The 15,189-nt window shown below is 70.7% G+C and carries 11 protein-coding genes and 1 tRNA gene; 3 read left to right on the plus strand and 9 right to left on the minus strand.

Translation table 11 applies throughout. The features are described 5' to 3' along the window. Positions 1–78: 78 nt before the first annotated feature. Both TAE01_RS10845 and TAE01_RS10850 read left to right on the plus strand, forming a co-directional pair. The gene (locus TAE01_RS10845) at positions 79–468 is read left to right on the plus strand and encodes a hypothetical protein (RefSeq protein WP_147066283.1); all 390 of its coding nucleotides are present in this window, start codon (positions 79–81) and stop codon (positions 466–468) included. 61 nt (positions 469–529) lie between these two features. After that, positions 530–2,242 (plus strand): aminotransferase class V-fold PLP-dependent enzyme, encoded by a 1,713-nt coding sequence (locus TAE01_RS10850; RefSeq protein ID WP_147066285.1) that lies wholly within the window; start codon positions 530–532, stop codon positions 2,240–2,242. Between the two features lie 22 nt (positions 2,243–2,264). Here the strand turns inward: TAE01_RS10850 and TAE01_RS10855 are convergent, their stop codons facing one another. From TAE01_RS10855 to TAE01_RS10880, 6 genes are all read right to left on the minus strand, one after another. Beyond that, positions 2,265–3,164 carry an NADP-dependent oxidoreductase gene (locus TAE01_RS10855; protein ID WP_147066287.1) on the minus strand — a complete coding sequence of 300 codons (900 nt, stop codon included), beginning with the start codon at positions 3,162–3,164 and terminating at the stop codon, positions 2,265–2,267. Positions 3,165–3,297: 133 nt separating this feature from the next. Next, complete coding sequence (locus TAE01_RS10860) at positions 3,298–4,230, minus strand: hypothetical protein (RefSeq protein WP_147066289.1); 933 nt, start codon at positions 4,228–4,230, stop codon at positions 3,298–3,300. A gap of 88 nt (positions 4,231–4,318) precedes the next feature. Then, on the minus strand, positions 4,319–5,179 hold the full coding sequence (locus TAE01_RS10865; RefSeq protein WP_147066291.1) for a carbohydrate ABC transporter permease: 861 nt from the start codon (positions 5,177–5,179) through the stop codon (positions 4,319–4,321). Then, positions 5,176–6,360 (minus strand): carbohydrate ABC transporter permease, encoded by a 1,185-nt coding sequence (locus tag TAE01_RS10870; RefSeq protein WP_246111275.1) that lies wholly within the window; start codon positions 6,358–6,360, stop codon positions 5,176–5,178. The genes TAE01_RS10865 and TAE01_RS10870 overlap by 4 nt, the downstream gene beginning before the upstream one ends. Before the next feature lie 81 nt (positions 6,361–6,441). Continuing rightward, positions 6,442–7,701, minus strand: a complete 1,260-nt coding sequence (locus tag TAE01_RS10875) for a sugar ABC transporter substrate-binding protein (RefSeq protein WP_147066293.1) — start codon at positions 7,699–7,701, stop codon at positions 6,442–6,444. 1 nt (position 7,702) lies between these two features. Further along, positions 7,703–8,755 (minus strand): LacI family DNA-binding transcriptional regulator, encoded by a 1,053-nt coding sequence (locus tag TAE01_RS10880; protein ID WP_147066295.1) that lies wholly within the window; start codon positions 8,753–8,755, stop codon positions 7,703–7,705. 155 nt (positions 8,756–8,910) lie between these two features. Here TAE01_RS10880 and TAE01_RS10885 point away from each other — a divergent pair, with 155 nt between their 5' ends. Then, positions 8,911–11,142, plus strand: a complete 2,232-nt coding sequence (locus TAE01_RS10885; RefSeq protein WP_147066297.1) for a glycogen debranching N-terminal domain-containing protein — start codon at positions 8,911–8,913, stop codon at positions 11,140–11,142. A gap of 56 nt (positions 11,143–11,198) precedes the next feature. Here TAE01_RS10885 and TAE01_RS10890 read toward each other — a convergent pair whose 3' ends face one another. The 3 genes from TAE01_RS10890 to TAE01_RS10900 form a co-directional block, all read right to left on the minus strand. Then, positions 11,199–11,702: a hypothetical protein gene (locus TAE01_RS10890; RefSeq protein ID WP_147066300.1), complete on the minus strand. Its 504-nt coding sequence runs from the start codon at positions 11,700–11,702 to the stop codon at positions 11,199–11,201. Between the two features lie 142 nt (positions 11,703–11,844). Then, positions 11,845–11,918 (minus strand) — tRNA-Met (locus TAE01_RS10895). Positions 11,919–12,062: 144 nt separating this feature from the next. After that, positions 12,063–15,089, minus strand: coding sequence for a UPF0182 family membrane protein (locus tag TAE01_RS10900; RefSeq protein WP_147066302.1), 3,027 nt, complete (start codon positions 15,087–15,089; stop codon positions 12,063–12,065). Between the last annotated feature and the right edge of the window lie 100 nt (positions 15,090–15,189).

A 15,189-nucleotide genomic window follows, 5' to 3' on the forward strand; every position in this document is an offset into this window, starting at 1 on the left:
ATTGCACCCGATGGGTGCCGGACCGGTGGACAATGCGCTCGGCGCACCCGCCACCGACCCGTCAGGAGCCGCTCACCCATGACCGACAGTCCCGTGCCCGCGGCCGCTCCCCCCGGTCGTCTGGCCCGCCTTCGGCCCTTCGCCGTCCCGCTCGTCGCGATCCTGGCGTTCCTCCTCTTCCGTGCCCTGACGGCTGACGACGGGACCCACGGCATCCGGACCGGCGAGTGCGTCGCGGCGGTGGGCGCCGACGACTTCAGCAAGGTCGACTGCGCCGACCCGACGTCGCTGGGCCGTGTCACCTTCATCGAGACGAACGTTCCCACCGACCAGGCCTCGGCTCTCCGGCTCTGCTCCGCGCACGGGGCCCAGGGCGCCTTCACGAGCGCTGACTCCGCCGGCGGCGCGGGCACCGTCATCTGCGTGGCCGACCCGCGCCGGTCGGTGAACGATCGCCCGACGTCATGACAGTCATAATCAACAGTTATCATTTCTTGGGATAGCATCACATGCCGCTATGCTGCGTTGCATGGCACCCACGAGTGACGACGACCTCCTCGCCACCATCCGCGGCAGCGTCATCGGCGACGACCAGGTGATGCACGGCCCCTACGGACCGCGCCGCGTCACGTACGCCGACTACACCGCATCGGGTCGCGGCCTGACCTTCGTCGAGGACTTCATCCGCGACGAGGTGCTCCCCCGCTACGCCAACACCCACACCGAGAGCTCGGGCACCGGTCTGCAGACGACGCGGCTGCGCGAGGACGCCCGCCGCACGATCCGCGACGCCGTCGGCGGTGACGACGAGACCGTCGTCGTCTTCGCCGGCTCCGGGTGCACCGGGGCCATCGACAAGCTCGTCGGCATCCTCGGTCTGCGCATCCCGTCGAACTTCGAGGACCGTTGGCACGCCAGCGATCTCGTGCCCGCCGACCAACGACCCGTCGTCTTCATCGGACCCTACGAACACCACTCCAACGAGGTCATGTGGCGTGAGTGCGTCGCCGACGTCGTCGTCATCCCCCAGGACCTCGACGGGCACGTGGACATCGAGGTGCTCCGCGAGCGCCTCGTCGAGCACGCCGACCGTCCGCTCCTCATCGGCTCGTTCTCGGCCGCGAGCAACGTCACGGGCATCGTCACCGACACCGACGCCATCTCCTCGCTGCTTCACGCGCACGGCGCCCTGGCCTTCTGGGACTACGCCGCCGCTGCCCCGTACGTCGACATCGAGATGTACGGCCGCGGTGGACCCGGGGTCGCCGACCCCGCGGCATACAAGGACGCCGTCTTCCTCAGCCCGCACAAGTTCATCGGGGGACCGAGCACGCCCGGGGTGCTCGTCGTGCGCCGCGAGCTCATGACCAACCGGGTGCCGGACGTGCCCGGCGGCGGGACCGTCGCCTACGTCAACCCCGACGACCACGCGTACCTCGGCGACCCCGCCCACCGCGAGGAGGGCGGCACCCCCGCCATCATCGAGTCGATCCGCGCCGGCCTCGTCTTCAAGCTCAAGCAGGCGGTGGGCACGCCGACGATCCGGGCCCGCGAGGACCACTTCCTCCAGCGGGCCGTCGCGGCGTGGCGCGAGGAACCGACGATCGAGATCCTCGGCAACCTCGACGCCGAGCGGCTCTCGATCGTCTCGTTCGTCGTCCACGCCCAGGGCGAGCGCTACCTGCACCACAACTTCGTCGTCGCGGTGCTCAACGACCTCTTCGGCATCCAGGCCCGAGGCGGCTGCTCGTGCGCCGGACCCTACGGCCACCACCTGCTCGGCATCGACCTCGAGCGCTCGCACGAGTTCGAGCGCGAGATCGGTCGGGGGTGCGAGGGCATCAAACCGGGTTGGGTGCGCGTCAACTTCAACTACTTCATCTCCGACGTCGTCGCCGACTACGTCATCGAGGCGGTGCGCCTCGTCGCGCGCGACGGGTGGCGTCTGCTCGGTGACTACGTCTTCGAGCCGGCCACCGGCCTCTGGAGACATCACGACGGTCCGGTCGAACCGCCCTTGCGGCTGCACCAGGTCGGCTTCGAGCAGGGCCACCTGACGTACCCGGCCCAGCACGAACGGCTCGGCGAGGACGCGCTCGCCGACCACCTGGCGGACGCGCGAGCCGTCCTCGCCGCCGCGACGCCGCAGCGGTGCGACGAGGCCCACGTCAACGTCGACTTCGACCACCTCAGGTGGTTCGAGCTGCCCGTCCGCAGCCTCGCCCTCGGTCCGTCGGACTGAGGGCGAGGCTGCGGCCCCGGGCTCAGGGGACGAGCACGAGCTTGCCTCCGGCCCGGCCGCTGTCGCTCAGCTCCTGGGCCGCCGCCGCCTCGGAGAGCGGCAGGACCTTCGAGACCGTCGTCGTGACGGCGCCCGAGGCCCGCTGGGCCACGAGCTCGGCGAGCTCCTGTGCCGAGCGCTGCGCCGTGCCGCTGAAGGTGATGTCCTTCGTGAAGGCCGCGGGGTCGGCGATGGTGACGAGCCGGTCCTTGCCGCCGAGCAGCTCGACGGACTCGTCGAGCACGCCGGCGCCACTGGCGTCGAGGACGGCGTCCACCCCGCCGGGCGCGAGCTCGCGCACCCGCTCGAGCCAGCGCGCACCGTAGGTCGTCGGCGTAGCGCCGAGCGCCGCCACCCGCTCCTGGTTGGCGGCCGAGGCCGTCCCGATCACGGTGGCTCCACCGGCCACGGCGAGCTGGGTCGCGACCTCGCCGACCACGCCGCTGGCCCCGTGGACGAGCAGCGTCTCGCCGGGCTTCACGTCGAGCAGGCGCAGGACGCGCCGGGACGTCTCTCCCGCGACCGGCAGCGACACGGCGACGGTGGCGTCGAGCGCGTCGGGCAGCACGGCATACGTGCTCAGCACGGCGAGCTCGGCGTAGGCCCCACCTTCCGCGAAGCCGACGACGCGGTCGCCGACCGTGACGTCGGTGACACCGTCACCGAGCACGTCGACGACGCCGGCCGCCTCCAGTCCGGGCACGAGCGGGAAGACCGTGTCGGGCGCGGCCATGGCCCCGGAGCGTGCCTTGCCGTCGACGGGGTTGACCCCGACGGCCTCGACGCGGACCCTGACCTGCCCGGGTCCGGGCTGCGGGTCGGGCAGCTGCGCCTCGTGCAGCTCCTCGGGTCCGCCGAACCGGTCGATGACGATGGCCTTCATGGTGCCTCCTGGTGCGCGGGCCGCCCGGTGGGCGACGTCATCAGAACAACGACGCCGACCGCCGGCGTATGCCGTCGCGTCCGGCCCGTGGTCACCGCGGGGACGCGCCGTGGCCACGACGGCTGAGGGGCGCTCAGGGAGCCATCGCGGCATACCCCGTCGCGTCGTGGACGGCGATGCCGGCGTACGTCGCGTAGGCCGAGGCGCCCGCGTCGACCTGGGCGAGCTGGTCGTTCATCCGGCTCAGGGTCTGGCCGAAGAAGGTCTGCTTGACCTCGGTGGGGTCGGGCCCGAGGTAGGTGGTCTCCTGCCCGAGGCGCACCGGCTTGCCGAGGGACGCCGCCGACGCGAGCTCGGCCGCGGCGAGGGCGAGGGTGCCGTCGGTGCCGGCCGCGGTGTTGCGGTAGGCCATGACCGTCACGGCCGAGACCCGGCGCATCGTCTCCCGGTCGAGCGTCGACCTCTTCCCGGCCTTGACCTGGTTGAACCAGAAGGGGATGTCGGCCTCGACGCTCCGGCCGGTGCTCGCCGAGACGATGCGGTCGAGCAGCGTCAGGTAGGCCGAGACCATGGCGGACTGTCGGGTCGTCCAGGCGGCGGTCGTCCACGGCTCGACGTCGACGTGCAGCCCGGTGAACAGGCCTGCTGCGACCGTGGGCCTGACCCAGTGGTCGACCGCCCACGTCGGGTTGTCGACCCACCCGGGGTCGCCTCCGAGGGCGTCGACCCGTAGCCCTGCCGCGCGGGCCTGCGCCACGAGGTCACGCACCTTCGGCAGGTCGGCGCTCGTCGGGAGGTCGACGGGAACGGCGACGAAGAGGGTGCTCACCCCACGGTTCTGGGCGAGCTGCACGACCGACCCGGCATCGGTCCACGACCACACCCAGAGGGCGCGCCCCGGCGTCGTGGCGGCGGCCGCGGACTGCGCGGAGAGCACGACCGATCCGACCATGAGCACGAGCATGGCAGCCGCGGCGAGGGCCCGGGCACGCACCCGACCACGCACCTGCCCGCTGCTGGTGCGGGACCGCCGCAGGGCGGTCGTGCGGGGCGGGCTCGTTGTCATGACGCACCTCCTGCGTGCCTGACCCCGAGACTGCGACTCTCCCAGACCCGACACGGGCTCGGCAGGAGAATGCGCGGACGCCGCGCTCTCAGCCCTTGATGCCCCCCTCGTTGGCGCCCCGGATGAAGTAGCGCTGGAGCGCGAAGAAGATCAGGGCCACCGGGATGGTCGTGAGCAGGGCGGTGCCGAGCTTGAGGGGGTACTGCGTGCCGGCGCCGAGCTGGCCGCTCGTCAGGCTCGCGAGGCCGGTGACGAGGGTCTGGTGCTCGGGGGTCCCCCTGGTCACCACGAGGAAGTGCGAGAACTCGTTCCACGAGCCCTGGAACGACAGGATCGTCAGGGTGATGAGCGCCGGCTTGGCCATGGGCAGCACCACGGACCAGAAGGTCCGGAAGATGCTCGCCCCGTCGAGGCGGGCGGCCTCCTCGATCGAGATCGGCACGGAGTCGAAGAACTGCTTCATGATGAAGACGCCGGCGGCGTCGACGACGAGGGGCAGGATCATCGCGGTGTACGTGTCGTAGATGCCGAGGTAGTTGACCATGAGGAACTTCGGGATCAGCAGCGCCACCCCGGGCACGGACATGACGGCGAGCAGCCCGGCGAAGACCGCCTTGCGCCCACGGAACTGCAGCCTCGACAGCGCGTAGCCGGCGAGCGAGTCGAGGAAGACCCGGGCGGCCGTGACGACGAGGGTGATGATGACGGAGTTCTGCAGCCACGTCGTGATCGGCACCGACGTGTCGCCGCCCTGACCGAAGATCCGCTGCCACGTCTGCGTGGTGAAGGGGTTGGGGACGAGTGACAGCGGGTTGTTCGCCGCGTCCGGGTCGGTCTTGAACGACGTCGAGATCTGGATGAGGAACGGGTAGATGAAGAGGACCGCGAAGGCGAGCAGCGCCGTGTAGAGCAGGATCGTCTTCACCGGGTTGGACTTGCGGGCGTTCACTTGCGTCCTCCGAGTCCGAAGATGGGCTTGCGTTCGTCCTTGTCGGTCAGCACGTACCGCTGGACGCGTGTCAGCACGACGATGATGAGGAAGACCACGAAGGCCATGGCCGCGCCCGAGCCGTAGCGGAAGTTGCCGAAGCTCTGCTGGTACGACAGGAACGCCGGGCTCAGCGTGGTGCCGGCCGGGGCGCCCTTGCCCATGACGTAGATCTGGTCGAAGACCTGCCACGTGCCGATGAGCCCGAGCGTGATGACGAGGAAGAGCGCCGGCTTGATCATCGGCAGCGTCACGTGCCGCAGCTTCTGCCACCCGGTCGTGCCGTCGAGGGCGGCGGCCTCGTCGATCTCGACGGGCAGGTCCTGCAGCGCGGCGATGAACATCAGCATGAAGGTGCCGGAGGTCGTCCAGACGACGAGGAAGATGATGACGAACATCGCGACCGACGGGCCCGACAGCCAGTCCCAGAGGCTTCGGCCCAGGATCTGGCCCTGTGCCCAGCCCGGGTTGTCGACCCCGACCGCGTTGAAGGCCAGGTGGAGCAGTCCACGGCTGTCGCTGAACCACTGTGGGCCGTCGATGCCGAAGAAGCCGAGGAGCGCGTTGACGGCGCCCGTGTTGGAGAAGAGGAAGAGGAACACCGTCGCGATGGCGATGGAGCTCGTCACCGAGGGGAAGTAGAAGGCCGTGCGGAAGAAGCTGCGCCCCTTGAGCATCGTGTTGTTGACGAGGAGGGCCAACCCGAGGGCGAGGATCGTCTGGAGCGGCACGACGAGCAGCACGTAGTAGAACGTGTTGCCGATGGACTGCATGAAGTTGTCGCGCGTCAGACCGTCCTTGGCGAACAGGTCGGTGTAGTTCTTCAGTCCCACGACGTCGGTGCCCTGCCCCACGGCGAAGGGGTTCGTGTTGCCCTGCCAGTTGGTGAAGCTCACCCACAGCGCCATCCCGATGGGGATGACGAGGAAGAGCCCCAGGATGATGATCATGGGGGCCACGAAGACCCAGCCCGCGGTGCCTTCGCGACCGCGTATGCCGCCCCGCGAGCGTGGGGTCCGGGACCCGCGGCCGCCGGGCCGGCCGGTAGGCCGGCCGACCTGGTCCGAGGTCGACCCGGCGTGTCGGGCGCCTCGGGAGATGACGACCTCCTCGAGGGGACGTTCGTCGTCGATGCGGGCCATGGCCCCTCCTCTGTGGTGGGTGACGAGGTGGAGGTGGCGTCCGCCCGCCCGTGCGGTCGGGCGGACGCCACACGTCCGGGGTCAGCCGGCGAGCGCCGCCGTGCCGTTCTTCTGCAGCTCCGCGAGCCAGGCGTTCGGGTCGCCGCCCTTGCCCATCGTGGCCAGCTGCGAGTTGAACTTGTTCATGACGTCGTCGAAGCCCGGCAGGTTGACCGGGCCCTGGGCGTACTGCCCGCCGGTGACGAAGGCCTGCGAGTCCGGGTACTTCGAGGCGAACGCCTTGGCGCCCTCCTCCGTGGAGGGCATGACACCGAAGGCGTCGGCGAAGGCCATCTGCTGGTCGGTCGTGATGAGCGACTTGACGAGGTCGACCGCCGGGCCGTGGTTGGCCGACTTGGCCGCGATCCCCCAGCAGTTGCTGAAGAGCAGGGTGCCCTTGCCGGCCGGACCGGCCGGCAGCTCGACGACCTTGTACTTGAGGTTCGGGAAGTCCTTCTTGGCGCCGCTGATCCAGTTGCCCTCGATCGTCATGGCGGCCACGCCCTTGCCGAGCGCCTCGCCACCCCAACCGGTGGCCGGCGAGGTGTCGGAGCTGAACTTGAGGCTGCCCTCCTTCATCATCTTCTGCACCTCGGCCAGACCCGCCTTGGCCGGCGCGCTGTCGGCCGTCATCGTCTTGCCGTCCGCTGAGACGACCCACCCGCCGGCCTGCTTGATGAAGGCGCCGCTGCGGTTGATGTCGTTGCCGATGACGAGTCCCGTGACCTTGCCCGACGTCAGCTTCTTGGCCACGGCCTCGAGACCGGCCCAGTCCTTGGGGATGTCGGCGTCGGTGAGGCCGGCCTTGCTCCACAGGTCGGTGTTGATCTCGAGTGCGAGGGTGGAGTAGTCCTTCGGCGCGCAGTAGAACTTGCCGTCGTAGGTGAAGGCCTGCACGAGGGCCGGGAGGAAGCCGGCGTCCTTGACCTGGTCGCCGTAGGCGTAGAGGTTGCCGGCCTTGGCGAACGTCCCGACCTTGGAGGCGTCGGTGTAGAAGACGTCCGGCGGGGTCGTCGACGCGAAGGCCTGGCCCAGCTGCTGTCCGAGGTCCGCGGCGGCGATGACCTCGACCTGGTTGCCGGACTTCTTGGCCCAGGCGTCGGCCGCCGCCTTGACCGCCTTGGTCTCGGCGTCACCGGAGCTGCCGATCATGATGGTCAGCTTGACCGGGCCCTTGGCGGTGCTCTGCGGGGCCTGGTTGTTGCTGCTGCTGAAGCCGCCTCCACCGCAGGCGCTCAGGACGAGCGCGCCGGTGGCGGCGAGAGCCAGCGCGGCTGCGCCGCGCGTGCTGGGTGCTCTCATGTCACTTCTCTTTCCGTGTCGTGCGGTTGCCCGCAGGTTTCGAGCTGGACCTGACGACGAGCTCGGGGGGGAGGAGGAGACCACCCGCTGGGTCGCGGGGGTCGGGGCCGGTGGCGAGCAGGTGGAGCACGCGGTCGGCCACGCGGTCGAGGGGCTGGTGGAGGCTGCTGAGGTCGAGGGCCTCGGCGATGTCGGTGTCGTCGAAGCAGACGAGGCCGATGTCGACGCCCGGCTCGAGCCCTCGCTCGAGCAGGACGCGCCAGGCGCCGAGCGCGAGGGTGTCGGAGGCACACACGATCGCGGCGCCGCGTCCGAGCAGGTCGAGCAGGCCGGCGGCGGCGCGGCACGCGGACGGGAGCGACTGCGTGCTCCTCGCCTGCCACTCCGGGTTCGCGAGACCGAGGTCGGTGGTGGCCCGGACCCACCCGGAGCGGCGGTCGTCGCCGACGGGCGAGCCCTCCGGCCACCCGAGGTAGCCGATGCGTTCGTAGCCCTGGCCCGCGAGGTGGTGCACGGCGGCCTCGACGCCCGAGGCGCCGTCGACGTCGACCCAGGAGGTGATGCCCGGGTCGTCCCACACGCGGCCGAACGCGGCATACGGCACGTGGTGTGCCTCGAGCCAGGCCGGGCGCGGGTCGTCGCGACGGGTGTCGGTCAGCACGAAACCGTCGGCGACCCGGCTCGCGACGAGGCGCTCGTAGGCCGGGAGCGGAGCGGCGGAGTCCGCTGCCGTGAACGGGACGACGTGCGAGCCACGCTCGGCGGCGCCCGTGGTCAGCTCGATGAGGAAGATGTCGAGGATCGCGCCGAGGCGGCCGAAGCCGGCGGAGTTCAGCTCGAGTCCCCAGGCCCCGGCACGTTCCTGCTTCAGGGACTGCGCCGCACGGCTGGGACGGAACCCGAGTCGGTCGATCTCGGCCTGGACCCGGGCGAGCGTCTCGGGCGCGACCCGCTCCGGGGAGTTGATGACGTTGCTCACGGTCTGGCGCGAGACCGACGCAGCGCGCGCGACATCGATGATCGTCGTCCGCCGTGCGGAAGAACTCGATGTCACCCTTGACGCCGCCTCTTCGGAGTGGAACGTTCAAACCGTGCTGATTTAGATGCACATATGGCCATCCGGATACTGTGCTCTCGGCGCGGGAGTGTCAAGAGGGTGGGTCACTTCCTGACTGACGCCGCAGCTACGAACAGGAGCCGGAGGGCCCCATGACCACGCACCGCCACGAGGACGACGGCACCACGGAGCCGGGGGCGCCGACCTCCGCTCCGCACGGCCAGCAGCCCTGGCTGCACGACCTGGCGATCTGCGTCGACGGCAACGGGACGGCCCTGAGCGGGTCGGACGGCTCGATGACGGGGCAGGGCGCCCACGGCTACTTCGTCGACGACCAGCGCGTCGTCTCGCGCTTCACCGTGGCCCTCGGAACGGCTCACCTCGTGCAGGTGGCGCACTCGAGCCGCGGCCCGCGCAGCGAGTTCTTCACGTCGGCGCGCGGACTCGGGGACCCGGGGCCCGACCCCACGGTCGAGCTGCGTCGCCGGCGCGTCCTCACCGGCGGCACGCTCCGCGAGCACGTCATCGTGGCCTCGCGCGCCTCGCAGCCCGTCGCCGCTCCCCTCGTCATCCGGATCGCCGGCGACGGCGCAGACATCGGCCCCGTCAAGGCCGGTGTCGCGACCGGGGAGCTGCTGGAGGCTCACGCCGGCCACGGGGAGCCGGGGCCCGACACCGACCGGCGTGGTGACGCGCACTGGCAGACCGACGCCCAGTCGGTCCGGGTGTCCTTCTCCCCCGCCCCCGACCGACTGGAGGCAGGCCCCGACGGCGTGCTGGCGACCTTCGACCTCACGGTCGACCCGGGCACCGAACGGCACCTCGAGGTGGTCGTGCAGACGGAGCGCCGCCTCGAGAGCCACTTCGCCGCCGACGCCGGCTCGGACGCCGTGGACTGGCCCGGGAGCCTCTCGGTCGATGCCAGCGACCCACGCCTCGGCAAGCTTCTCGACGCCTCGCTCGACGACCTCCGCAGCCTGCTGCTCAAGGACCCAGCCGACCCTCGAGACGTCTTCGCCGCTGCCGGAACCCCTTGGTATCTCACGCTCTTCGGCCGTGATTCGCTGTGGACCGCGCGGATGATGCTGCCCCTCGGCACGACCCTCGCGGCCGGGACGCTGCGAGCCCTCGCCCGCCGCCAGGGCGTCGCCCACGATGTCGACACGGCCGAGGCGCCCGGCAAGATCCCCCACGAGCTGCGCCGCACGGCATACGAGGACGTGTCGGTCGACTTCACCCTCCCGCCCGTCTACTACGGCACCGTGGACGCCACCGCCCTGTGGATCTGTCTGCTCCACGACGCCTGGCGTTGGGGCCTGCCTGCCGACGAGGTGCGCTCGCTCCTGCCGCACCTCCGGGCGGCCGCGTCGTGGCTCACCGACCACGCCTCGCCCGACGAGGACGGCTTCATCAAGTACGTCGACGAGAGCGGCCACGGCCTGGCCAACCAGGGCTGGAAGGACTCGGGCGACTCGATGCGTTTCCGGGACGGCTCGCTCGCTGCCGCTCCCATCGCGCTCGTCGAGGCGCAGGCGTATGCCGTCGAGGCCGCCGTCGGGGCCGCCGCCCTCCTCCGGGCGCTGGGTGAGGACACTGCCGACGGCACGTCGCCCTCGGCCGACCACGCGCGAGCGGCAGAGCTCGAGAGCTGGGCGAGCCTGCTACGAGAGCGGATCCGCGACCGCTTCTGGGTCGGCCCCGCCGAGCAGCGCTACCTCGCCATGGCCATCGACAGCACGGCGCGTCCGGTCGACGGCGTCGGGTCCAACATGGGTCACGTCCTCGGCACCGGGTCGCTGACCCCGGCCGAGGCGCAGCAGGTCACCGACACCCTCGTGGGGTCGACGATGCTCGGCGACTTCGGCATCGCGACCCTTGCCACCGACAACGGCGGCTTCAACCCCATCGGCTACCACACGGGCTCGGTGTGGGTGCACGACACCGCCATCTGCGCCCTCGGCATGGCGCGCGAGGGACACTCGGCGCAGGCCGCACGGGTCGTGACCAAGCTGCTCGACGTCGGCGAGGCGTTCGACTACCGGCTGCCCGAGCTCTTCGCCGACTCGGCCACGATCGGGCAGTGGGCGCCCTACCCGGCCTCCTGCCGGCCGCAGGCCTGGGCCGCCGCGTCGTCCGTGGCCATGCTCACGGTCGCGCTCGGCATCACGGTCGACGTGCCGGCGCGCCGGGTGCGGGTGCGTCCCCCGTCGTCCCTCCCGTTCGGCGCCCTCGCCGTCAAGGGGCTGCGCGTGGGCGAGGCGACGGTCTCGGTCGTCGTCGACGCCTCGGGCGAGGTGTCGGTCGAGGGCCTGCCCGCCGACTACGCGCTCGACCTGCCACAGGGCGCGCCGCGGGCGTCACTCGTCGGAACCGTCACCCCGTAGCCCGCCGGGTTCAGTGGGCCGAGTGGGCTAGTGGTGGCTCAATGGGCTCGTGGGGCTCAGTGCAGGAGGGTCTTGGCGAGCACCATGCCGAGCCCGAGCAGGGCTGCGGCGAGCGACTCCCCCACGGCGGCCCGGCGGTCGGCCCCCACGAGGCGGGCCGCGAGGTAGCCGACGGCCCCGAGCTCGACGACGGTGAGCCACAGGGCGAGGTCGACGGCCAGCTCGGTGCCGGCCCCGAGGATCGAGGCCACGAGCGCCAGGACGACGGCGGGCACTCCGCCGAGCAGCACCCGGGACTCGTGCCGCGCCGCGAGGAGAAGGCGTCGGGGCAGGGGCGACCGACCGTGGTCGAACTGGTCGGCGAAGGCTCGCACGTAGACGTCGGCCAGCCAGTAGACGACGAGCACGAAGACCGATGCCACGACGACCCGGACGGTCGACGGTGCGTGGCCGGCGGTCGCGCTCATGACGGCGCCGGTGATGATCGCCCCGTAGAGCAGACCCGACGGGTTGCGGCGGGCGATGAGCCGCGCCGCGCGGTCCGCGGTGGTGTCGGCCATGGCGCCCTCCCCTCCAAGGCGCACGTCCGTGGCACCGTGGGTTCCAGCGTCCCGCGGGGAGCAGCCCCGCGCCAGTACCTGCACCGGACATGACGAAGGGCCCGGATCTCTCCGGGCCCTTCGTTCTCGCTGACGCGATCAGTAGCGGGGGCAGGATTTGAACCTGCGACCTCCGGGTTATGAGCCCGGCGAGCTACCGAGCTGCTCCACCCCGCGTCGGCAAGAGCAACGTTACGCGAAACCCGGCGCAGGACCAAATCGAGCCCGTCGGCATTCGAAGACCAAGGCCGCCGCGACCGGAAACGCCTGTGGCAGCACGCGATTCGCGTACTGCCACAGGCGGTGTCCGGTGCCCGACAGTCAGGGCTTCGTCGTCGGCGGCGTCTGCGGTGAGGCGTCGACGGCGCGCTTCAGCGCCTCCTTGAGCTTGGTCTGCGCCTGGCCGTACGCGGCGAAGTCGCCACGCTTGAGGGCGGCCTCACCGTCGGCATATGCCGTCTCCGCGTCCTTGAGCGCCTGCGAGAGCGCCGTGGCGTTCGGGGTCCCGGACGGGGCCGGTGACGCGGTCCCCGACGGGGTCGGCGTCGGTGTCGCCGTGCCCGTCGGCGTCGGGGTGGGCGTCGTCGTGGGCGTCGTCCCGTTGTCTCCCGCCTGGGCGCCCGACGAGCCACCGAAGAGGTCGTTGAGGGCCCCGTCGAGCGAGCCGGCCCAGGCGATCTTGTCACCGAAGGCGACCGCCACGGCCGACAGGCGCGGATAGGTGCCAGAACCGGTCGATCGGGCCTGGACGTAGATCGGCTGGACGTAGAGCAGTCCCCCACCGACGGGCAGCGTCAGCTGGTTGCCGAAGATGACGCTCGCCCCGGTCGACGACGTCGTCGAGATGAACTGCGCCAGGGTCAGCTGCCGCCCGAGGGAGGCGTCGTTGGAGGTGACGGTCGAGGTCCGCATGTCGTTGTAGACCTGACCCGGACCGTTGACCGAACCGCCCGTCGTCTCGAGCAGGCGCAGCTTGCCGTAGTTCGGCGACTTCTTGCCGGTCTCGGTGCCGGCGTCGCCGTCGACCGCGAGGAAGCCCGAGAGCACGTTGCGGTCACCCGTCGGCATGAAGGTCGAGGTGAGCGAGAAGGCGGGGCTCGTCTGGTCGGGCATCGCGAGCGAGAGGTAGTACGGCGGTTGCGGCAGGCTCTCGCCGGCCTGGGTGGGGTCGTCCGGGACCCGCCAGAAGTTCTGGCCGCCGTAGAACGACGCCGCGTCGGTGTCGTGGTACTTCTCGAGCAGCGTGCGCTGGACCTTGAAGAGGTCCTCGGGGTAGCGCAGGTGCGCCATGAGCGAGCCCTTGATGGCGCTCAGCGGCTTGACCGTGCCCGGGAAGATCGACATCCACGCCTTGAGCACGGGGTCCTGCTCGTCCCACTGGTAGAGCGTCACCGTGCCGTCGTAGGCATCGACCGTCGCCTTGACCGAGTTGCGCACGTAGTTGACCTGACCGGCCTGCACGGCGCGCACCGAGGTACGGGTGCTCGTGACGGCGTCCTCGGTCGCCGTGTCGAGGGTCGTGTTCTCCGAGTACGGGTAGTTGGCCGACGTCGTGTAGCCGTCGAGCACCCACAGCACCCGGCCGTCCACGACGGCCGGGTAGGCGTTGCCGTCGAGCGTCAGCCACGGGGCGACGCGCTGCACCCGGTCGCGCGGCGTGCGGTGGTCGAGCACGCGCGAGTCGTTGGTCACCGCGTCGGAGAGGAGGAAGTTGATCTCGCGGTACTTCACGGCATACGCGAGGCGCTTGAGGGCGTCGAGCTGCACGCCCCCGGTGCCGGCGTAGGTGTAGTTGATCTGCCCGGTGCCCTGCGGGTCCGGGTAGTCGAACTCCTGCTTGTTGCCGCCGACGATGGAGTACTCCGGCGAGTTCTCGCCGAAGTAGATGCGCGGCTGGTACGCGCCGAGCGCGCCCTCGGTGCCGATCTGGGACTCGAAGAAGGTGGGACGGCCGTCGCTCTCGCGGGTGTTGCCCTTCGCGGCGACGACGCCGTAGCCGTGCGTGTAGACCGTGTGGTCGTTGAGCCAGTTGCGCTGCGCGTCCGGCACACCGCTCAGGTCGAGCTCACGGGCGGCGATGACGGTGTCCTGGGACTTGCCGTCGATCTGGTAGCGGTCGACGTCGAGCACGTCGGCGAACTGGTAGTAGCCCTTGCTCGCCTCGAGCTGCTTGAAGGTCGGGCCGACGACGTTGGGGTCGATGAGCCGGATGCCGGGCACGGTGGCCGCGTCTCCACGCAGCTGGCCCGGGGCCGCGACCGTCTTGCTGTCGTAGGAGGACACCTTGATGTCGCCGAAGCCGTAGGCCGCCCGCGTCGCGTCGATGTTGCGCTTGATGTAGGGGACCTCGAGGGACTTCTCCGAGGGGCGGACCTTGAGCGACTGCACGAGCGCGGGGTAGATGCCACCGACCGCGACGACGATGACGGCGAGGACGGCCACGCCGACGAGCGGCAGGCGCCAGGACCGCGTCCAGATCGTCGTGAGGAACATGACGGCGCACATGACGGCGGCGATCGCGAGGATGCCCTTGGTCGGGATGATCGCGTGCGACTCGGTGTACTGGATGCCGGTGATCTTCGTCGACTGGGCGGTGGCGAGGTTGTAGCGGTCGACCCAGAAGGCGACGGCACGCACGAGCACGAGGACCGCGGCGATGACCGACAGGTGCACGCGGGCCGCCTGCGTCGAGCGCATCTTCGTGCCGGCGACGATGCCGCCGTAGAGGTAGTGCGTGAAGGCGGCCGTGATGAAGCCGATGACGAGGATCATCGTCAGGAACGCGACGACGAAGTTGATCCACGGCAGGTCGAAGACGAAGAAGCCGATGTCGAGCCCGAACTCCGGGTCGGTCGTGCCGAACGGGCTGCCGTTGCGCCAGAGCAGGAAGGTGTCCCACTGGGTGGCGGCGGACAGCCCGGCGAAGAGACCGACGGCGAGCGGCGCGGCGACCGTCGCGGTGCGGCGCATCGGCTCGACGAGCTGGCGGTAGTGCTCCATCGCCTGGGTGTCGGGGGCCGGCGCGTAGATCGGCCGGTTGCGGAAGGCGAAGTGGATGCTCGACCACACCATCGCCGCGGTGAGCAGACCGCCGACGAGGCCCAGCAGGATCTTCGTCACGACCTGGGTCGTGAAGACCCCGGAGAAGCCGACCGACTGGTACCACAGCACCTCGGTCCAGTACTGCGCGGCGATCGCGATCACCACGAGCAGGGCCGCGGCCACGACGAGCGCGGTGACGAACGGGCGTCGTGTCGGTGGCAGCGTGGCGCTGTCGCCTCGTCGGGGCGAGCCGGAGTCGTCGTCGTTGAAGTTGCCCGGCGGGGGGCCGAAGTTGCTGTCGCTCACGTGGAGTGCCTTGGGTGCTGGGGCGGGCAGGTGGTCGGGCGGACCCGTGGGCAGCCTCCTCCGGCCGCCTGCGGCAACCATAACCCGCGCTCAGATCGCA

Origin of the sequence: Terrabacter aerolatus (assembly GCF_007991735.1) — a bacterium.
GTDB classification, from domain to species: domain Bacteria; phylum Actinomycetota; class Actinomycetes; order Actinomycetales; family Dermatophilaceae; genus Terrabacter; species Terrabacter aerolatus.